Source organism: Spirillospora sp. NPDC047418 (assembly GCF_040643275.1).
In the GTDB taxonomy this organism is placed as follows: domain Bacteria; phylum Actinomycetota; class Actinomycetes; order Streptosporangiales; family Streptosporangiaceae; genus Spirillospora.
Genome location: NZ_JBEYTW010000142.1, coordinates 1 through 17514, shown reverse-complemented (window position 1 = coordinate 17514; position 17514 = coordinate 1). Strand labels below are relative to the sequence as shown.

Here is a 17514-nt window from a genome sequence, read left to right as displayed (position 1 = left end):
GTACCGGCAGGGGCTGGCCTTCACCCGCGGGTTGGTGCGGGCGGCGCGGGCGGCGGCCGTCGCGCCCCGGGTCGCGGGCCCCCCCCACCCGCGCCGCCAAGGCCGCCGCTAACGCCGCCGTGCCGCGCGGACGGCCAGGGCGAGCGCGGCGGCACCGCCCGCGGCGGCGGCCCCGAGGACCAGGTTCTGGCGCCTGATCCGGGCCGGGATCCGCGCGTACGGCAGCGTCGAGAACGACACCAGCTCGTAGCGGGAGACGTACCGCCCGGCGAGGCGCCGCTCGAGCGCGTGCGTCGCGGCCTGCTTCGCCCGGTACACCGGGGACGACACCCGGTCGCGCATCTCGACGAAGTTGTCGAGGGCCATCTCGGCGATCGCGTCGGTGTTGGCCTTGCGCCGCTCCTGGTAGAGCGACAGCGCGCGCCGCCAGTCGCCGCCCGCCTCGGTGAGACACTGGTCGATCTCGATGCAGTCCTCGAACGCGCAGTTCGCGCCCTGCCCGAAGAACGGGACGATCGCGTGCGCGGCGTCGCCGAGCAGTGCCACGGTCGCGCCCTCGCCGTACCGCGTCCACGGCCAGGCCCGGACGGTCACCAGCGACCCGACCGGGTTGTGCGCGTAGTCGTCGGCGAGGTCCGGCATCAGGCCGACGACGTCCGGATAGTGCTCCCCGAAGTACGCGGTGACCTTCCCGGGCGTGTCGAGCGCGTCGAAGTCGCCCTTCGGCCAGAACAGCGTGCAGGTGAACGACCGGTCGAGGTTCGGCAGCGCGATCATCATCGAGGTGCCGCGCGGCCAGATGTGCAGCGCGTCGGGGTCGAGCGCGAACCCGCCGTCCCGAGGCGGGACGGTCAGCTCCTTGTAGCCGTGCTCCAGGAAGTCGGCGTCGTGGTCGAAGGCCAGCGACCGGCGGACCGCGCTGTAGGCGCCGTCCCCGGCCAGGACGACGTCGGCGGGCTCGGCGGCGGCGCCCTCGAACAGCACCGCCCCGGCCGCGGTGTCCACCCCGGTGACGCGCCGGGAGAACCGGAGCGTGACACCGGGCGTGGCCTCGGCCGTGTCCAGCAGCGACCGGTTCAGCTCGGCGCGGCCGATGGAGTTGATGGCGCGCTCGCCATCGGCGCTGTAGGGCTGGAAGTTCTGCGCGCCCGGCAGCGGGTGCACCATCCGCCCGTGCATGGGCAGCGCCTGCTCGAGGGCCTGGTCGCGCAGCCCGACCTGCTCCAGCGCGGCGAGGCCGCGGGCGGAGATCGCCAGGTTGATCGAGCGGCCCCGCTCGGCGCCCGCGACGCGCGGGTCGGGGCGCCGCTCGTACACGGTGACCGGGACGCCGCGGCGGCCCAGCAGCACCGCGAGCAGGCAGCCCGCCAGGCCCGCGCCGACGATCGCGACCCGCTCCGCGCCCGCCGGGGCGTCCTCACCCGCCATGGACGGGGACCTCGCCGGTCTGCGAGCGGACCTCCCACAGGTCGGGGAAGGCGGGCGCGAACAGCGTCCGGCGCAGGTAGTCGGCGCCCGCCGAGCCGCCGGTGCCGATCTTCGCGCCGATCGTCCGCTCGACCATCTTCAGGTGCCGGTACCGCCACTCCTGGACGCCCTCGTCGACGTCGACGAGCGCCTCGCAGACCTCGGCGGCCGGCGCGGACTCGTCCGCGTAGACGGCCAGCAGCGCCTTCTGGACGCCGGCGTCCGGCTCCCAGGGCGTGCCAGTGTCACGGTCCAGCGCCTCGCGCGGGACGTCGAACCCGTGGCCGTCGAGGTAGCGCAGCAGCGAGTCGAAGACCGACGGCCGCGACACGGCGGCGCGCAGCCGCTCGTCGTCGCGCAGCACCGACGCGGGGAACGCGCGGCGCCCGAGGACGGCCTCGATCTCGCGGAACTGCTCGCTCTGGAACCCGCTGGAACTGCCGAGGACGTCGCGGAACGCGGCGAACTGCCGGGGCGTCATGGTCTCCAGCACGTCCAGCTGCCCGACCACGGTCTTGAGGATCTTGGCGATCCGGCGGGCGGTGTGCAGCGCCCCGGCGCTGTTGCCGTCCTCCAGCCGGCGCTGCAGCTGCGCGGCCTCGTGCAGGATCTGCTTGAACCACAGCTCGTAGACCTGGTGGATGACCACGAACAGCAGCTCGTCGTGGGCCCGCGTCTTCGGCTCCTGGCAGGAGAGAAGATCGTCGAGCCGCAGATAGCCGCCGTACGTCATTGTCGGCGAATCCGCCATCACGCCTCCTTGCGACACAACGGATGTGAGCCGCAGCATAAGGGATCGTTCCGGCGGGTCCCGGTGACGGGTGCCCCGAACGGGCCGGGCCGGGGGCACCCAATACGATCAAGACCCGATTCGGTAGCGGCCGGAGGGGTCCCCTGATGAGCGAGATCGTGAAGGAGTTCGTGGGGCTGCCGTCGCCCCTGGTGGGACGGGCCGGCGCGGGCGGCCACCCCTGCCAGGGCGTCTACCACCGGCCCGCCGGGAACCCGCCGCGGACGGCGTTCATCGCCGCCCACTACAACGTCGACTTCTCCGAGCACTACCTCGCCGAGCACCTCGCCGCCCGCGGCTACGGGTTCCTCGGCTGGAACACCCGCTTCCGCGGCAACGAGGCGTACTTCCTGCTCGACCACGCGCTCGCCGAGATCGGCGCCGGCGTCCGGTGGCTCCGCGAGCGGGCCGGCGCCGAGCGGGTCGTGCTGCTCGGCAACTCCGGCGGCGGCTCGCTGATGGCCGCCTACCAGTCCCAGGCCGTCGAGCCGAACGTCGTGCCCGTCGCCGGGATGCGCCCCGTCTCCGCCATCGAGGACCTGCCCGCCGGCGACCTGTTCATCGCCCTCGCCGCCCACTCGGGCCGCCCCGAGGTCCTCACCGCCTGGATGGACCCGTCGGTGACGGACGAGACCGACGCCCTCTCCGTCGACCCGTCCCTGGACCCGTTCGACCCCGCCAACGGCCCGCCCTACGGCCCGGAGTTCCAGGCCCGCTACCGCGCCGCGCAGCGCGCCCGCAACGAGCGCATCACCGACTGGGTCCTCGCCCGGCTGGACGCACTGAAGGGCACCCGCGCCCGCGACGCCCTGTTCAACGTCCACCGCACCTGGGCCGACCTCCGCATGATCGACCCGGCCATCGAGCCGTCCGACCGCGCGCCCAACCGCTGCTACCTCGGCGAGCCCGCCAAGGCCAACTACGGCGTGTTCGGCATCGGCTCCCTGTGCACGCTGCGCTCCTGGCTGTCGATGTGGAGCCTGCGCACCTCCCAGTGCACCGCCGCGCCGCACCTCGCGCGGATCACCGTCCCGTCCCTGGTGATCCACGCGACCGCCGACGAGTGCGTCTACGACAGCGACGCCCGCGCGATCTTCGACGCGCTCGGCACGCCCGACAAGACCCTCGACCACCTCAAGGACACCCACTACCTGCCGGACTCGCGCCCCCGCGCCGCCTACCTGATCGACGCCTGGGTCCGCGACCACTGAACGCTCACCGCTGGGCGTTCACCGCTGGGCGTTCACCGCTGGGCGTTCACCGCTGGGCGTTCACCACTGGGCGTTCACCGCTGGGCGTTCGCCCACCGGGCGGTCACCGCCGAACGGTCACCAGAGGCGCAGCGACCGGCGGAAGATCCCCGCCAGGGCGTCCCCGTCGACCGGGCGGGGTGCGATCGCGAGCAGCCGCTGCTGCTTCAGCGCGCCCTCCACCAGGCCGGGGACGTCGCCCTCGCCGTACCCGACGCCGCCGATGCCGTCCGGCATCCCGATGTCGCGCATCAGCCGGATCACGGCGCGCGGCAGGTGCTCGGCGGCGTCGTCCGGCCGCTCCATGCCGGGGTCGAGCAGCTCCGCCGCCCGCACGTGCCGCTCCGGACGCGCCTCGAACGTGAACCGGAACGCCTCGGGCGCGGTCAGCGCCACCGACATCCCGTGCGGGACCATCGCCTCCCCGCCCGGGTAGCCGTCCGGCCGGAAGTCCGTCACCCGGCCCGCGATCGGGTAGGCGTTGGCGTGTGGGATGTGCACCCCGGCGTTGCCGAACCCGAGCCCGGCGAACGTCGCCGCGAGCGCCATCTCGGTGCGGGCCTCCCGGTCGTCCCCGTCCCGGACGGCCCGGCGGAACGACCGCGCCAGCAGGCTCAGCGACCTCTCCGCCCACATGTCCGACACGGGGTTCGCGCCGCAGTACGGCACCCGCTGCTCGGGCCGCTTGCGCTCGAACGCGTCGTAGGGCCGCGCCGTGTAGCTCTCCAGCGCGTGGCACAGGATGTCCATCCCGGCCGACGCGGTCACGCCCGCGGGCTGCGACATCGTCAGCTCCGGGTCGACCACGGCCAGCACGGGCCGCATCCGCGGATGGCTGATGCCCGTCTTGACCCGCAGGTCCAGCACGTCGAGCACGCACACCGTCGTGCTCTCGGCCCCGGTACCGGTCGTCGTCGGCACGGCGACGAGCGGCAGCAGCGGCCGCTCCGGCGCCCGCCCGGCCCCCACCGGCGGGTTCAGGTACTCCGCGAGGTCGCCCTCATTGGTCGTGAGCAGGTTGACCGCCTTGGCGGTGTCGATGCTCGACCCGCCCCCGACCGCGACGTAGGCGTCGTAGGGCCCGGTCTCCCGCGCGTACTCGACGGCCCGCCGCATGCTCGCGTCCGTCGGCTCGACGTGGACGCCGCCGAACACCGCGGCGGTGATCCCGTACGCCTTCATCGCGTCCGCGATCCGCTGCGGACCGCCGGTCGCGGCGACCCCGGCGTCGGTCACGACGAGCACCCGCCGCACTCCGTACTGCGCCAGATCGAACCCGATCTCGTCCGCCGCGCCGCCGCCGAACTTCAGCTGCGGAGTCCCATATGTGAAGACCGTCTCGCTCACCATGCCCCCAACGTGTCACACCGGGGCCGCCATGGTCAGGGGAGGTCGCCGGCGGAGGTGCGGACGGGGCGCAGGGCGGTGGTGATCTCGGCGGCCTGGGCGGCGGGGACGCCGGCGATGCCGAAACCGGACTCGTTCAGGGCGGTGGTGGCCTCTTCGGCGAGGTCGCGGCCGGCCGGGGTGATGGTGGCGAGGACGACGCGGCGGTCGTCGGCGGAGGGGCCGCGGCCGACCAGGCCGCGGCGCTCCAGCCGCCCGATCACGTTGGTGACCGAGGCGGGGTGCACCATGAGGCGGTTGCCCATCTTGCCCATGGGAAGGGTCCCGGTGCGGGTGAAGGCGAGCAGGCGGAGGGCCTCGTAGGCGGCGAACGTCAGCCCGTACGGCTTGAGGACGGCCTCGATGCGGCCGAGCAGGAGCTGCTGGGCGCGCATGACGGAGGTGACGGCCGCCATGTGGTCGGCGTGCTCGGGCCAGCGGGCGCTCCACTGGCGGTGGGCCTCGGCGATGGGATCGGGGGTGTCGGGCACCGCATCACCGTATGCCGTCTTGACTCGTTCGCGCACGGAAACTATTTTAACTTCCAAATATTGGATGTCCAAAGTTTGGGGTGGGACGGTGACGGGGGAGCTGCACGCGCCGGTGCATCCGGTCCGGTTCGTGACCGCGGCGGCGCTGTTCGACGGCCACGACGCCGCCATCAACATCATGCGGCGCATCCTGCAGTCCCAGGGCGCCGAGGTGGTGCACCTGGGGCACGACCGCTCGGTGCGCGAGGTCGTCGACGCCGTCCTGGAGGAGGACGCGCAGGGCGTGGCGATCAGCTCCTACCAGGGCGGCCACGTCGAGTACTTCGAGTACCTGTCGCGCAGCCTGAAGGAGGCCGGCGCCGAGCAGGTGAAGGTGTTCGGCGGCGGCGGCGGGGTGATCGTCCACGAGGAGATCGCGCGGCTGTCCGGCGCGGGCGTGCGGATCTTCTCCCCCGAGGACGGGCAGCGCCTCGGCCTGCCCGGCATGATCAACGAGCTGGTGCGCGACTGCGACGTCGACCTCGCCGCCGAGCCCGTCCCGGTGGACGGCGTGCTGGCGGGGGAGCGGCGCGCCCTCGCGCGGGCCGTCACCTGCCTGCAGGCCGGGAAGCTGCCGGACGGCGACCTGGCGCGGCTGCGCGCGGCGGCCGCGGAGCGCCGGGTGCCCGTGCTCGGCATCACCGGGACCGGCGGGTCCGGGAAGTCGTCGCTGACCGACGAGCTCGTGCGGCGGTTCCGCGTGGACCAGGGGGACCGGCTGCGCATCGCGGTGCTGGCCGTGGACCCGACCCGCCGCCGCGGCGGCGGCGCGCTGCTCGGCGACCGGATCCGGATGAACTCCCTGGACGGCGACCGCGTGTTCTTCCGGTCGCTGGCGACGCGCGGCGCGCGGGAGCTGCCGGAGAACATCGGCGACATCGTCGCCGCCTGCAAGGCCGCCGGGTTCGACCTGGTCGTCCTGGAGACGCCCGGCATCGGGCAGGGCGACGCCGCGATCGTCCCGCTGGTGGACGTGTCGCTGTACGTAATGACGCCGGAGTTCGGCGCCGCGTCCCAGCTGGAGAAGATCGACATGCTCGACTTCGCGGACGTGGTGGCGATCAACAAGTTCGAGCGGCGCGGCGCGGCGGACGCGCTGCGGGACGTGTCGCGGCAGCTCGTCCGCAACCGGGAGGCGTTCGGGCAGCGGCCCGAGGACATGCCCGTGTACGGCACCAGCGCCGCCACCTTCGACGACGACGGCGTGACCGCCCTCTACGGGCACCTCGGCGGGCTGCTCGGCGAGCACGGGCTCGGGCTGGAGGGCGGTGTCCTGCCGGAGGTCGCGACGAAGACCTCCACCGGCGCCGCGACCGTGATCCCGCCCGGCCGGGTGCGGTACCTGTCGGACATCGCCGAGACCGTGCGCGGCTACCACGACGCCACGCTGGAGCAGATGGAGGCGGTGCGGCGCGTCCAGCGGCTGGACGAGGTCCGCGCCGAGCTGACCGACGCCGCCGAGGTCGAAGGGCTGCTGGAGAAGGCGCGCCGGGCCGTCGAGCCCCGCAGCGCCGAGCTGGTCGAGGGCTGGCCGGCCGTCGTGGAGTCCTACTCCGGCGACGAGCAGGTCGTGAAGATCCGCGACCGGGAGCTGCGCACCGCGCTCACGCGCGAGTCGCTGTCGGGCAGCCGCATCCCGCGCGTCGCGCTGCCCCGCTACACCGACCACGGCGAGCTGCTGCGGTTCCTGCGGAACGAGAACCTGCCCGGCCGGTTCCCGTTCACCGGCGGGGTGTTCCCGTTCAAGCGCGACAACGAGGACCCGGCCCGCATGTTCGCGGGGGAGGGCGACCCGTTCCGCACCAACCGCCGGTTCAAGCTGCTGTCGGAGGGCCAGCCCGCGACCCGGCTGTCGACCGCGTTCGACTCGGTCACCCTGTACGGGCGGGACCCCGACGAGCGCCCCGACGTGTACGGCAAGGTCGGCACGTCCGGCGTGTCGATCGCGACGCTGGACGACATGAAGGCGCTGTACGACGGGTTCGACCTGTCCTCGCCCACCACGTCGGTGTCGATGACCATCAACGGGCCCGCGCCGACGATCCTGGCGTTCTTCCTCAACACCGCCGTCGACCAGGGCCTGGACGCCTTCCATGAGGAGCACGGGCGCGAACCGTCCGCGGAGGAGGCCGCCGGGATCCGCGCGCGCGTCCTGTCGACCGTGCGCGGCACCGTGCAGGCCGACATCCTCAAGGAGGACCAGGGGCAGAACACCTGCATCTTCTCCACCGAGTTCTCGCTGCGGATGATGGGCGACATCCAGGAGTGGTTCATCGCCAACGGCGTCCGCAACTTCTACTCGGTGTCGATCTCCGGCTACCACTTCGCCGAGGCCGGGGCGAACCCCATCAGCCAGCTCGCGTTCACCCTCGCCAACGGGTTCACCTACGTCGAGTCGTACCTGGCGCGCGGGATGGACGTCGACGACTTCGCGCCCAACCTGTCGTTCTTCTTCTCCAACGGCATGGACCCGGAGTACAACGTCCTCGGGCGCGTGGCCCGCCGCATCTGGGCCGTCGCCATGCGCGACCGGTACGGCGCCAACGAGCGCAGCCAGAAGCTCAAGTACCACGTGCAGACGTCGGGGCGCTCCCTGCACGCGCAGGAGATGCACTTCAACGACATCCGCACGACGCTGCAGGCGCTCATCGCCATCTACGACAACTGCAACAGCCTGCACACCAACGCCTACGACGAGGCCGTGACGACGCCGACGGCCGAGTCGGTGCGCCGCGCCCTCGCCATCCAAATGATCATCAACCGGGAGTGGGGGCTCGCGATGAACGAGAACCCGCTGCAGGGGTCGTTCGTCATCGACGAGCTGACCGACCTCGTCGAGGAGGCGGTGCTCGCCGAGTTCGACCGCATCAGCGAGCGCGGCGGCGTGCTCGGCGCGATGGAGACCGGCTACCAGCGGGGCCGCATCCAGGACGAGTCGATGCTGTACGAGCAGCGCAAGCACGACGGCTCCCTGCCGATCATCGGCGTGAACACGTTCCGCCCGCCGGAGGCGGCGGACGGGACGCCGGAGACGATCGAGCTCGCCCGCGCCACCGAGGACGAGAAGCGCTCCCAGCTCGACCGCGTCCACGCCTACCAGGACGCGCACCGCGCGGACGCCGGCGCCGCCCTCGCCGCGCTCCAGGAGGCGGCGCGGGCGGGCGAGAACGTGTTCGCGGTGCTGATGGACGCCGCGCGGGTGTGCAGCCTCCAGCAGATCACCGACGCGTTCTTCGAGGTCGGCGGGCAGTACCGCCGCAACGTATGACGTGTGCCGACGACACCGGCCGCCCGGTCCCCGTCCCGGACCGGGTGCGCCGGGTCGTGTCGATCGTCCCGTCGCTGACGGAGACGGTCGCGGTCACCGCGCCTGACCTGCTCGCCGGGGCCACCGACTGGTGCACCCACCCCGAGGGGCTGGACGTGCCGCGCGTGAAGGGCACGAAGAACCCGGACGTGGAGAGGATCGCGGCGCTGCGGCCCGACGTCGTCCTCGGCAACACCGAGGAGAACCGGCCCGCCGACGTCGAGGCGATGCGCGCGGCGGGCATCCCGGTCTGGATGACGGAGATCCGCACCGTGGACGAGGCCCTCGCGTCGCTGCGCCGCATGCTGACGCAGGCGTGCCGGGTCCCGGTGCCGGGCTGGCTGGACGAGGCGGCACGCGTCTGGGCGGACATCACGCCCGGCACGCGGCGGGCGGCCGTGATCCCGATCTGGCGGCGGCCGTGGATGGTCGTCGGCCGCGACACCTTCACCGGCGACGTCCTGCACCGCCTCGGCGTGTCCAACGTCTACGCCGGCCACCCTGACCGCTACCCCAAGATCCCCCTGGACGAGCTGCACGCCGAGCTGAACTCCGTCGGCGCCGACCTGGTCGTCCTTCCCGACGAGCCCTACCGGTTCACCGGGGACGACGGCCCCGAGTCGTTCCCGGGCCTCGACGTCGCGCTCGTCAGCGGGCGGCACCTCACCTGGTACGGCCCGTCGCTCGCCGGCGCCCCGGCGGCCCTCGCGGAGCAGCTCGCCGGGGCGCGGGCGTACTAGCCGGGAGGCCGGCGGGCGAACATGGCCTCCACGCACCCCGCCATGCGCTTGTCCAGCTCCTCCGCCGGGATGCCGATCTCGTGCGCCAGATGCTCGCGCAGCAGCGTGTACCCGTAGATCGTGGACGCGATCGCCGCCTGCACGGCCTCCACGTCCCCGACGGGCAGCTCGCCCCGCGCGGCCTCGGCGGCGAGGTCGGCGCGGCCCGCCCCCCGGTTCAGCAGGACGCGCGGCCGGTCGTCGCCGTCCAGCACCAGCAGGGTCGCCAGCCGCACCGGCTCGGGGTTGCGCAGGCTCGTCCAGAACAGCCGGGACAGCCGCTCGCGCAGCGGCAGCCCGGCGGCGTCCACCGCGTCCTCGGCGTTCGGCCGGGACCGGTGGAACAGCGCCGAGCGCAGCAGCGACCGCCGCGACCCGAAGTACTGGTAGACCAGCCCGCGGTTGACGCGCGCCTCGTCGGCGACCTGCCGCAGGTTCAGCCCGGCGAGGACGCCGCCGCGGCGCAGCAGCGCGACCGCCGCCGCCCGCAGCGACTCCTCGGTCGCCTCCCGGTCCCGCCCGCGGGGCGCCCCCTCACGCGCGGGGACCACCGGCCACATAGATCACCTGGCCGGACACGAACGACGCGTCGTCGCCGACCAGGAACGCGACCGTCCCCGCGATGTCCTCGGGGAGGCCGACGCGGCGGACGGGGATCTCCTTGGCGGCGGCCGCCTTGAAGTCCTCGAAGTCGACGCCGACGCGGGCGGCGGTCGCCGCCGTCATCTCCGTGGCGATGAACCCCGGCGCGATCGCGTTGGCGGTGACGCCGAACTTGCCGAGCTCGATCGCGAGGGTCTTGGTGAAGCCCTGCAGGCCCGCCTTGGCGGCCGAGTAGTTGACCTGGCCGCGGTTGCCGAGCGCCGACACCGACGACAGGTTGACGATCCGGCCCCAGCCGGCCTTCGTCATGTGCTCCTGCGCGGCGCGGCTCATCAGGAACGAGCCGCGCAGGTGCACCGACATGACCGAGTCCCAGTCGTCGTCGGACATCTTGAACAGCAGGTTGTCGCGGGTGATGCCGGCGTTGTTCACCAGCACCACGGGCGGGCCGAGCTCGGCCGCGACGCGCGCGACGGCCGCGGACACCGCCGCGGAGTCGGCGACGTCCACGCCGACGGCGAGCGCCGTCCCGCCGGCTTGCGCGATCGTGCCGACCGTGCCGGCGCAGGCGGCCTCGTCGAGGTCGCAGACCGCGACGGCGAAGCCCTCCCGCGCGAGCCGCACGGCGGTGGCGGCGCCGATGCCGCGCGCCGCGCCGGTGACGATCGCCACCCGGGTGTCAGTCATTGCGCTGCCCTTCCGTCAGACCTGGATGTCCTTGGCGATGATGGTCTTCAGCACCTCGCTGGTGCCGCCGTAGATGCGGGTGACGCGGGCGTCGGCGTACAGGCGCGCGATCGGGTACTCCAGGATGTAGCCGTAGCCGCCGTGCAGCTGCAGGCACTTGTCGACGACCCGGGCCTGCACCTCGGTGCAGAACAGCTTGCAGACGGCCGCGTCGGCGGGGGTGAGCTCGCCGGCGTCCAGGGCCTCGATGCACCGGTCGACCAGGGAGCGGGCCGCCTCGACCTCGGTGGCGCACTCGGCCAGGACGAACTTGGTGTTCTGGAACGACGACACGGTCTTGCCGAAGACCGTCCGCTCCCGGACGTACCCGCGGGCGAACTCGACCGCGGCGGCGGCGGACGCGTAGGAGCTGGTCGCGATGCCGAGCCGCTCCTCGGCCAGGTTGTGGGTGAGGTACTCGAACCCGCGGCCCTCCTCGCCGAGGAGGTCCTCGGCCGGCACCCGGACGTCGGTGAACGACAGCTCGGCGGTGTCGGAGCTGCGCAGCCCGATCTTCTCCAGCTTGCGGCCGACCGCGTAGCCCTCGCTCCTGGTGTCGACGGCGAGGATCGACAGCCCGGCGCGGCGGTTCTCCGGCGTGGCGGGGGACGTCCGCGCCACCACGAGCACCCGGTCGGCGAGGACGCCGCCGGTGATGAACGTCTTGGCGCCGTTCAGGACGTAGTGGTCGCCGTCCTTCTTCGCCGTGGTCTGCATGCCGGCGAGGTCGGAGCCGGTGCCGGGCTCGGTCATCGCGATGGCCGTCATCATCTCGCCGGACACGAACGCCGGCAGCCAGCGCTTCTTCTGCTCCTCGCTGCCGTACTTCAGCAGGTAGGGCAGGACGAGGTTGACGTGCACCCCGTAGCCGCCGAAGCCGACGCCCGCGCGGGCGCACTCCTCGGAGACCACCGCCTGGTACTTGAAGCTGGTCTCGCCCGCGCCGCCGTACTCCTCGGGCACCTGGATGCCGAACACGCCGAGCTCGCCGAGCTTGGTGTAGAACTCGCGCGGCGGGTGGCCGGCGTTCTCCCAGTCCTCGTAGACCGGGGCGACCTCGGCCTCGATGAACGCCCGGATCGTGTCCCGGAACGCCTCGTGGTCCTCGTTGAATACGGTGCGGCGCACGCCGTGGCCCCTCTCGTGCGGTTGGCAGGGTGCCGCTAGCAGAGTGCTACTAACGGAACGCTAATTTAACTCGAATACAGTTCTAGAATCAACTACGAGGGGGCGGTGTGCGGGGCGTACCGGGTCAGGGGCCGACCCGCTGCGACAGCGCCTTGAGGAACAGCGCCTGCACCTCCCCGGGCGTCTCGGCCACGTAGGCGTCGCCGCGGGTCAGCCGCGCGATCCGCCGCAGCTCGCCGACGTCCACGTCGTCGCCGTTGCCGAACATATTGATCAGGACCGGGCGCTCCGGGTCGTACGCGCGGCGGATGTGGTCGAGCGTCTCGGCGAGCGTGGGGCCGCCCGGGTCCTCGTTCCTGCCGTCCGTCCACAGCAGGATCGAGTTCACGTACTCCGGCTTGTAGGTCCGCTTCATGTAGTCGAACGCCGCCATGACCGTGTCGTACAAGCCCGTGTCGCCGTGCTCCTTCACCCTGATCTGCGCGAACGCGCTCAGCATGCGCTGGCGCCGGGTGGCCGAGCCGAGCCGCTGCCCGAGCGGCCCCACGCTGACCAGCTCCCGCCAGTCCAGGTCGCCGCGCAGCCCGGTGGAGAAGACCCACTGGCCGAGCTCGGAGTCGTCGGGCAGCAGGGACAGCCCGTCCTGCGCCGTGCGGATCGTGGACTGCAACCGGGTGACGCCCGGCGCCACCTGCTCGTCCATGGACCCGGACACGTCGATGACGCTGAGCATCCGGATGCTCAGCGACAGCTGCGCCCACGACTGCATGGTGCGGCGCACCTCGGCGGCCGACGGCGCCGGCAGCGCCTTCGGCGCGCGCGGGCTCAGGCCGTTCGCCGCCGAGAAGGCGGCGGGCGCCGCGCCGTCCGGCGTCCGGAACCCGAGGCGCTGCACGTCCTCGCGGGCGGCCTCGTCGGAGAGCGCCCGCCAGAGCAGCCGGGCCGCGGCCGCCTTGGCGCGGTCCGCCGCCAGGACGGCGACGGGGTGGTCGAGGACGACCGTCCCCTCCGCCGGGTACACCGCGACCGCCGGCGCGGCCGGCCGCCGCGCGTTGTAGCCGAACAGCGCCTGCTCGGGCACCAGCGCCACCGGGTACCGGTCCGCCCTGTCCCTGCCGGCGGAGTCCCTGCCGGCGGAGTCCGCGCCGGGGGAGTCCGTGCCGGCGGAGCCGGTGCCGACGGCGGGGTCGAACGCGTCGAACTCCGCCCTGACCGAGACCGCGACGCCCTCCCGGATCGTCCGCACGACGCCCGCGAACCCGGCCTCGCCGCCGGGGGCGCCGGTGAGCAGCGCGCCGGCCAGCACCAGCGCGCCCATGCCGGTAGCGCTGCGCGCCGGATCGGGGACCTGCAGGCGCAGCAGCCGCGGCGGGATCACCCCGTCCCCGGTCCCGCCGACCGGGTCCGGCGCGGCGTTCTCGGCCGTGCCCGCGGCGGCCAGCAGCTCGGTCCAGGACGGCTGCTCGGGCGCGCCCAGGTTGCGCAGCTGGACGGCGAGGCCGCGCGGCATCGCCAGCACGATCGGGGTGGCGGCGATCCCGCCGAGCACGGCCGGCGCTCCGTTCGCCCCGTTCGCCCCGTCCCGCCCGGGGCCCTCGACGAGCTTGAGCCACAGGGACGAGTCGGGGATCCAGACGTCCGGGCGCTCGGTCACCCCGGCCACGCCCTTGCCCGACAGCAGCGTCGCGACGGCGTCCGGCGCGGTGGTGCGCACCCGCGCGCGGGCGCAGCGCCCGTCCACGGTGTGCCGGGCGTCGTTGAACCGGCCGGCCGCCCGGATCACCGCGGGCGCGATGTCCGGCGCCACCGCCACGCCGACCGTGACCGCGTCGTCGCCGGAGCAGCCGCCACCGGTCAGCCCGAACGCGTAGGCGCCGGCGCCGGTGAGCAGCACCAGGCCGATCGCGCCGGCGAGGGGTCCGAGCAGGACGCCGCCGACCCGGCGCGGCGCGCGCCCCCCGCCGAGCGCACGGCGCCGCCGCGGCGCCCGAGCGGCGTGCGCCGGCCCCGACGGCCGGGGCCCGCGGCCCAGCGCGCGGCGCGCCCGGCTGGGCCGGCGGGGCGCGGGGTCCGGCGGGCGGCGCGCGGCGTCGGGCCGGCGGAAGGCGTCGAAGGGCTCGCCGACCTCCGGCCGCGGCGGTGCGCCCGGCCCCCCGAGCGGCCCGCCGGGCGGCCTCCCGGTCAGTCCCCCGGGGGCTTCGCTGGTCAACCCGCCGGTCGGTCCGCCGGTCGGTCCGCCGGTCGGCCCTCCAGGCAGCCTGCCGGGCGGCCTGCCGGTCAACCCTCCGGGCGGCCCGCTGGGTGGCCCCCCGGTCAACCCTCCGGGCGGCCCGCTGGGTGGCCCCCCGGTCAACCCTCCGGTCGGTCCGCTGGGTGGCCCTCCGGTCAGCCCTTCGGGCGGCCTGCCGCTCAGTCCACCGGGGGGTGGGCCGCCTGGATCGGAGGCGCCGAGGAAGGTGTAGGGCGCGTCGGCGGCGCCCGTCTCCGGCGGGTTCCGGGGTGCCCACTCGGGCACGTCGTCGTGTCCGCTCATCGCCGATCTCCGTTTCCCGGGCGGGGGTGCCGGGCCGTGTCGCGCCGTGTCGTGACGGGCCGTCGTGAGACACATGGACGATCTGTCTCAGGCATGGCCAGGTGTGATGTTCGTCTCATCGGCGCCTCCCGTCAAGGGGCCGGCCGATCAGGGCCGGACGGGGATCTCGGCGAGCAGCGCGGACAGCCCGGCGGCGCGCGCGGGCGACAGGTCGCCCGGGGCGCGTCCCGCCAGCGCCGACCGCAGCGCCGCCACCCGGCGCGGCAGGTTCACCGGCGCACCGCCGTCCACCTCGTTGAGCAGCGTGCTGACCTGGGTGGCGAGGTCGGTGCCGAACCGGGGGCCGACCTCGCCCGCCGCCATCCCGGTGTCGATGGCGCGGCGCATCCGCGCGAGTGCGCCGACCGCCAGCGCCCGCGCCTCCGCCGCGGGGACGGCCGGACGCGCCGACCGCGCGGGCCGGGAGGGCAGGGAGGGTACGGCCGGGACGGATGCGGGCGCACTCCGGCCGTCCATGGCGGCGGGCGGCGGCGCGGACCGGGGCGGCGGCGCGGGCAGCACGACGCCGCCGGGCGCGTCCCGCAGCGTCGAAAGGATCACCACCAGCGGGGCGAGCAGCAGCGCCAGCACGCCCGCGGCCGTGCCGCCCAGCACCGCCGCGCGCCGGACCCGACGGAACCGGCGCCGCGCGGGTCCCGGCCGCCCGCCGGAGGCTCCCGGCGCCGGGACGGCGGCCTCCGCGGTCAGTGCGGCCAGCGCGCGGGCCACCTCGGCGGCCGGCGGGCGCTCGCCCGGATCGGCGGCGCGGCAGCGGGCCGCGAGCGCCGCAAGCTCGGCCGGCAGGCCGCTCTCCGGCGGCGCGCCGGCGTCCGGCAGGCACGCGGCGAGGATCGCGCCGAACGCCCGCACGTCCTCGGCCTGGCCCGGCTCCCCATCCCGCGCCCCCTCCGCCTCCTGCGCCCCTTCCGCCCCATCCGCCCCCTGCGCCGCTTCCGGCCCTTGCGCTCTCTCAGGCCCCTCAGGCCCCTCAGGTCCCTCAGGACCCGCCGCTCTCTCAGGGCCCTCAGGCCCCTCCGTGCTCTCGGCGCCGGCGGCACTGGCGGCGCCGAGACCGAGGAGCTTCACGCCGTCCTCGGTGAGGAACACCCGCCCGGCGCGCAGATCGCCGTGGACGACCCCGCAGGAGTGGGCGGCGGCCAGTGCGTCCGCGACCTGTGCGCACACGGCGGCGGCCTCCTGCGCGCACGGCGGGCCGCGTTGCAGCCGCGCCGCCAGGGACTCGCCGGTCAGGTACTCGGTCACGACGTAGGCGAGGGGGTCCCCGCCGGGGCCGCCGGCCTCCCCATAGTCGTAGGTGGTCACGATGGCGGGGTGCGCGAGCGCGGCGGCGGCGCGGGCGGAGTCCCGCAGCCGCCGGCGCAGTGCCCGCCGCTCCGGCGGGACGCCGGTGAGCGCGACCGCGACGCGGCGGCCGAGCAGCTCGTCGTGCGCGCACCACACCTCCGCCGGGCCGCGCCGTCCGGCGCGGCGTTCCATGCGGTAGCGGCCGTCCAGCCGGAATCCTGGGTCCACGGGACCTCCCCTGGGGCGCGGGGACGGAGTTGTCGTCGCCGCTCAGCAGTACGCAGCGCGCCCCGGAACGGATCGGTCCGCGGCCGCGCACGGATCCGCGGGCGAAAAGTTCGGATCGACCGGGTTTCGGCTCATGGCCGGAGCAGGCCAGGGCCGAGCCTTGCCGTTCCCGGCGGGATGTGCTCCGGACTGGCCGCGGGTCAGCGGCGGGTCATGTGGACGCCTGCCGCGAGCCGGGGAAGTCCCAGGAGAGACCCCGGACAGTGAAAAGCGGCGCCGGGTGGATACGGGGGCAATCCACCCGGCGCCGCATCATCGGTGTTCCGACGGGGGCCCGGAACACCGGCACGGGCGCTCCGACGGGGGACCAGAGCGCCGGTACAAATCGTACACCGAAACCCCCCGCAGTTAGTCAAGAGAATGTCACGACCCGATTTCCGGTCGCTGTCCGGAATCGGGCTTCTGTTCCGGCTCCAGGGTCGGCTTCCCGTGATCGGCGCCCGTGCGGTCGTCGAAAGCGGCCGACGCCGTCGGCTCCCGCCCCCCGTTCGCGACGACCACCGCGATGTAGGGGAGCAGGACGGCGCCGACCACCATGAGCACCGCCAGCCACCACGGCGCGCCGGCGACCGCGGCCGCGACCGCGCCGCCGAAGCACAGCGTGCGCACGCCCATGGAGATCAGGTACCGGCGCTGCCGGCGGCTGATGTCCTCTGACATGGGGCGGGGAGCGTCGGTGACCGTGTAGACCTCCGGCTCCCGCTGGTGGCGGGGATTGACCTTCACGTTTCCACGGTAAGCCCATGGAGTCCGGCCTGCGACTGCAGTACGGGTCAAAACAACGCATCGGGAGGAACGGATGACCGATCGCACGTACCGGGTGACGGAGATCGTGGGGACCTCCCCCGAGTCGGTCGAGGCCGCCGTCCGCAACGGCGTCAGGCGCGCCTCGGAGACCCTGCGCCATCTGGACTGGTTCGAGGTGAGGGAGGTCCGCGGCCAGATCGAGGACGGGGAGGTCGCCCACTTCCAGGTCACGATGAAGGTCGGCTTCCGCCTGGAGGACACCTGAGCCCCCCGGACGACACCTGAGCCCGCCGCAGACGTCCAGAGCCCGCCGCCGGACGCACGGGGCCGCCGTGGGACGCGCAGAGCACGCTGTGGAGGCACAGGGCCGCCGTAAGACGCGCAAAGCACCCTGCGGCGCATAGAGCCGCCGTGGGACGCGCAGGGCGCCGCGGGGCGCACAAGGCCCGCTGTGAAGGCACAGGGCCGCCGCGGACGCGCAGGGTGCCGTGGGACGCGGCTGCACCCTCGGCGGCCTCGCCTACGGCGCGCTGAGCCGCTCAGCGCGCGGTCCGCTGCGGGGCGCGGACAGCCCGCCGTGGACGCGCGCAGGGGCCGCGGCCCGCCCGGCGCGGGCGCGGGTGGGGTGCCGCGCGG

Annotated in this window: 14 protein-coding genes; 4 read left to right on the top strand and 10 right to left on the bottom strand. The window is 74.3% G+C overall.

Translation table 11 applies throughout. The features are described 5' to 3' along the window. Nucleotides 1-108 precede the first annotated feature (108 nt). Both ABZ806_RS42720 and ABZ806_RS42715 read right to left on the bottom strand, forming a co-directional pair. Entirely contained in the window at nt 109-1428 is a 1320-nt protein-coding gene (locus ABZ806_RS42720) for an FAD-dependent oxidoreductase (protein WP_500225087.1), read from the bottom strand. Then, a complete protein-coding gene (locus tag ABZ806_RS42715) occupies nt 1418-2218 on the bottom strand; it encodes a tryptophan 2,3-dioxygenase (protein WP_500225082.1) in 801 nt (266 codons plus the stop codon). The genes ABZ806_RS42720 and ABZ806_RS42715 overlap by 11 nt, the downstream gene beginning before the upstream one ends. A gap of 146 nt (nt 2219-2364) precedes the next feature. Here ABZ806_RS42715 and ABZ806_RS42710 point away from each other — a divergent pair, with 146 nt between their 5' ends. After that, nucleotides 2365-3468, top strand: a complete 1104-nt coding sequence (locus ABZ806_RS42710; protein WP_500225079.1) for an alpha/beta hydrolase family protein — start codon at nt 2365-2367, stop codon at nt 3466-3468. Nucleotides 3469-3585: 117 nt separating this feature from the next. On the opposite strand, the gene ABZ806_RS42705 is transcribed toward ABZ806_RS42710, so the two are convergent. Together ABZ806_RS42705 and ABZ806_RS42700 are read right to left on the bottom strand one after the other, a co-directional pair. Continuing rightward, entirely contained in the window at nt 3586-4857 is a 1272-nt protein-coding gene (locus ABZ806_RS42705) for a hydroxyacid-oxoacid transhydrogenase (RefSeq protein ID WP_500225076.1), read from the bottom strand. A gap of 32 nt (nt 4858-4889) precedes the next feature. After that, nucleotides 4890-5420 (bottom strand): MarR family transcriptional regulator, encoded by a 531-nt coding sequence (locus tag ABZ806_RS42700; RefSeq protein ID WP_500225072.1) that lies wholly within the window; start codon nt 5418-5420, stop codon nt 4890-4892. Between the two features lie 28 nt (nt 5421-5448). On the opposite strand from ABZ806_RS42700, the gene icmF reads away from it, so the two are divergent. Further along, nucleotides 5449-8691, top strand: a complete 3243-nt coding sequence (icmF, locus tag ABZ806_RS42695; protein WP_500225070.1) for a fused isobutyryl-CoA mutase/GTPase IcmF — start codon at nt 5449-5451, stop codon at nt 8689-8691. Next, nucleotides 8688-9470 (top strand): helical backbone metal receptor, encoded by a 783-nt coding sequence (locus ABZ806_RS42690; protein WP_500225068.1) that lies wholly within the window; start codon nt 8688-8690, stop codon nt 9468-9470. Before icmF ends, ABZ806_RS42690 begins: the two co-directional genes overlap by 4 nt. Here ABZ806_RS42690 and ABZ806_RS42685 read toward each other — a convergent pair. From ABZ806_RS42685 to ABZ806_RS42660, 6 genes are all read right to left on the bottom strand, one after another. Then, nucleotides 9467-10060: a TetR/AcrR family transcriptional regulator gene (locus tag ABZ806_RS42685; protein ID WP_500225066.1), complete on the bottom strand. Its 594-nt coding sequence runs from the start codon at nt 10058-10060 to the stop codon at nt 9467-9469. The two genes, ABZ806_RS42690 and ABZ806_RS42685, sit on opposite strands and share 4 nt — an antisense overlap. Beyond that, nucleotides 10044-10784, bottom strand: coding sequence for a 3-oxoacyl-ACP reductase FabG (fabG, locus tag ABZ806_RS42680; RefSeq protein ID WP_500225091.1), 741 nt, complete (start codon nt 10782-10784; stop codon nt 10044-10046). The genes ABZ806_RS42685 and fabG overlap by 17 nt, the downstream gene beginning before the upstream one ends. Nucleotides 10785-10814: 30 nt before the next feature. After that, nucleotides 10815-11966, bottom strand: a complete 1152-nt coding sequence (locus tag ABZ806_RS42675; RefSeq protein ID WP_500225061.1) for an acyl-CoA dehydrogenase family protein — start codon at nt 11964-11966, stop codon at nt 10815-10817. 124 nt (nt 11967-12090) lie between these two features. Further along, complete coding sequence (locus ABZ806_RS42670) at nt 12091-14175, bottom strand: substrate-binding domain-containing protein (protein ID WP_500225057.1); 2085 nt, start codon at nt 14173-14175, stop codon at nt 12091-12093. Nucleotides 14176-14646: 471 nt separating this feature from the next. After that, the gene (locus ABZ806_RS42665; RefSeq protein ID WP_500225052.1) at nt 14647-16071 is read right to left on the bottom strand and encodes a protein kinase domain-containing protein; all 1425 of its coding nucleotides are present in this window, start codon (nt 16069-16071) and stop codon (nt 14647-14649) included. Between the two features lie 423 nt (nt 16072-16494). Continuing rightward, nucleotides 16495-16857 (bottom strand): DUF3099 domain-containing protein, encoded by a 363-nt coding sequence (locus ABZ806_RS42660; protein ID WP_500225049.1) that lies wholly within the window; start codon nt 16855-16857, stop codon nt 16495-16497. Between the two features lie 73 nt (nt 16858-16930). On the opposite strand from ABZ806_RS42660, the gene ABZ806_RS42655 reads away from it, so the two are divergent. Beyond that, a complete protein-coding gene (locus ABZ806_RS42655; RefSeq protein WP_500225047.1) occupies nt 16931-17143 on the top strand; it encodes a dodecin in 213 nt (70 codons plus the stop codon). Nucleotides 17144-17514 lie beyond the last annotated feature (371 nt).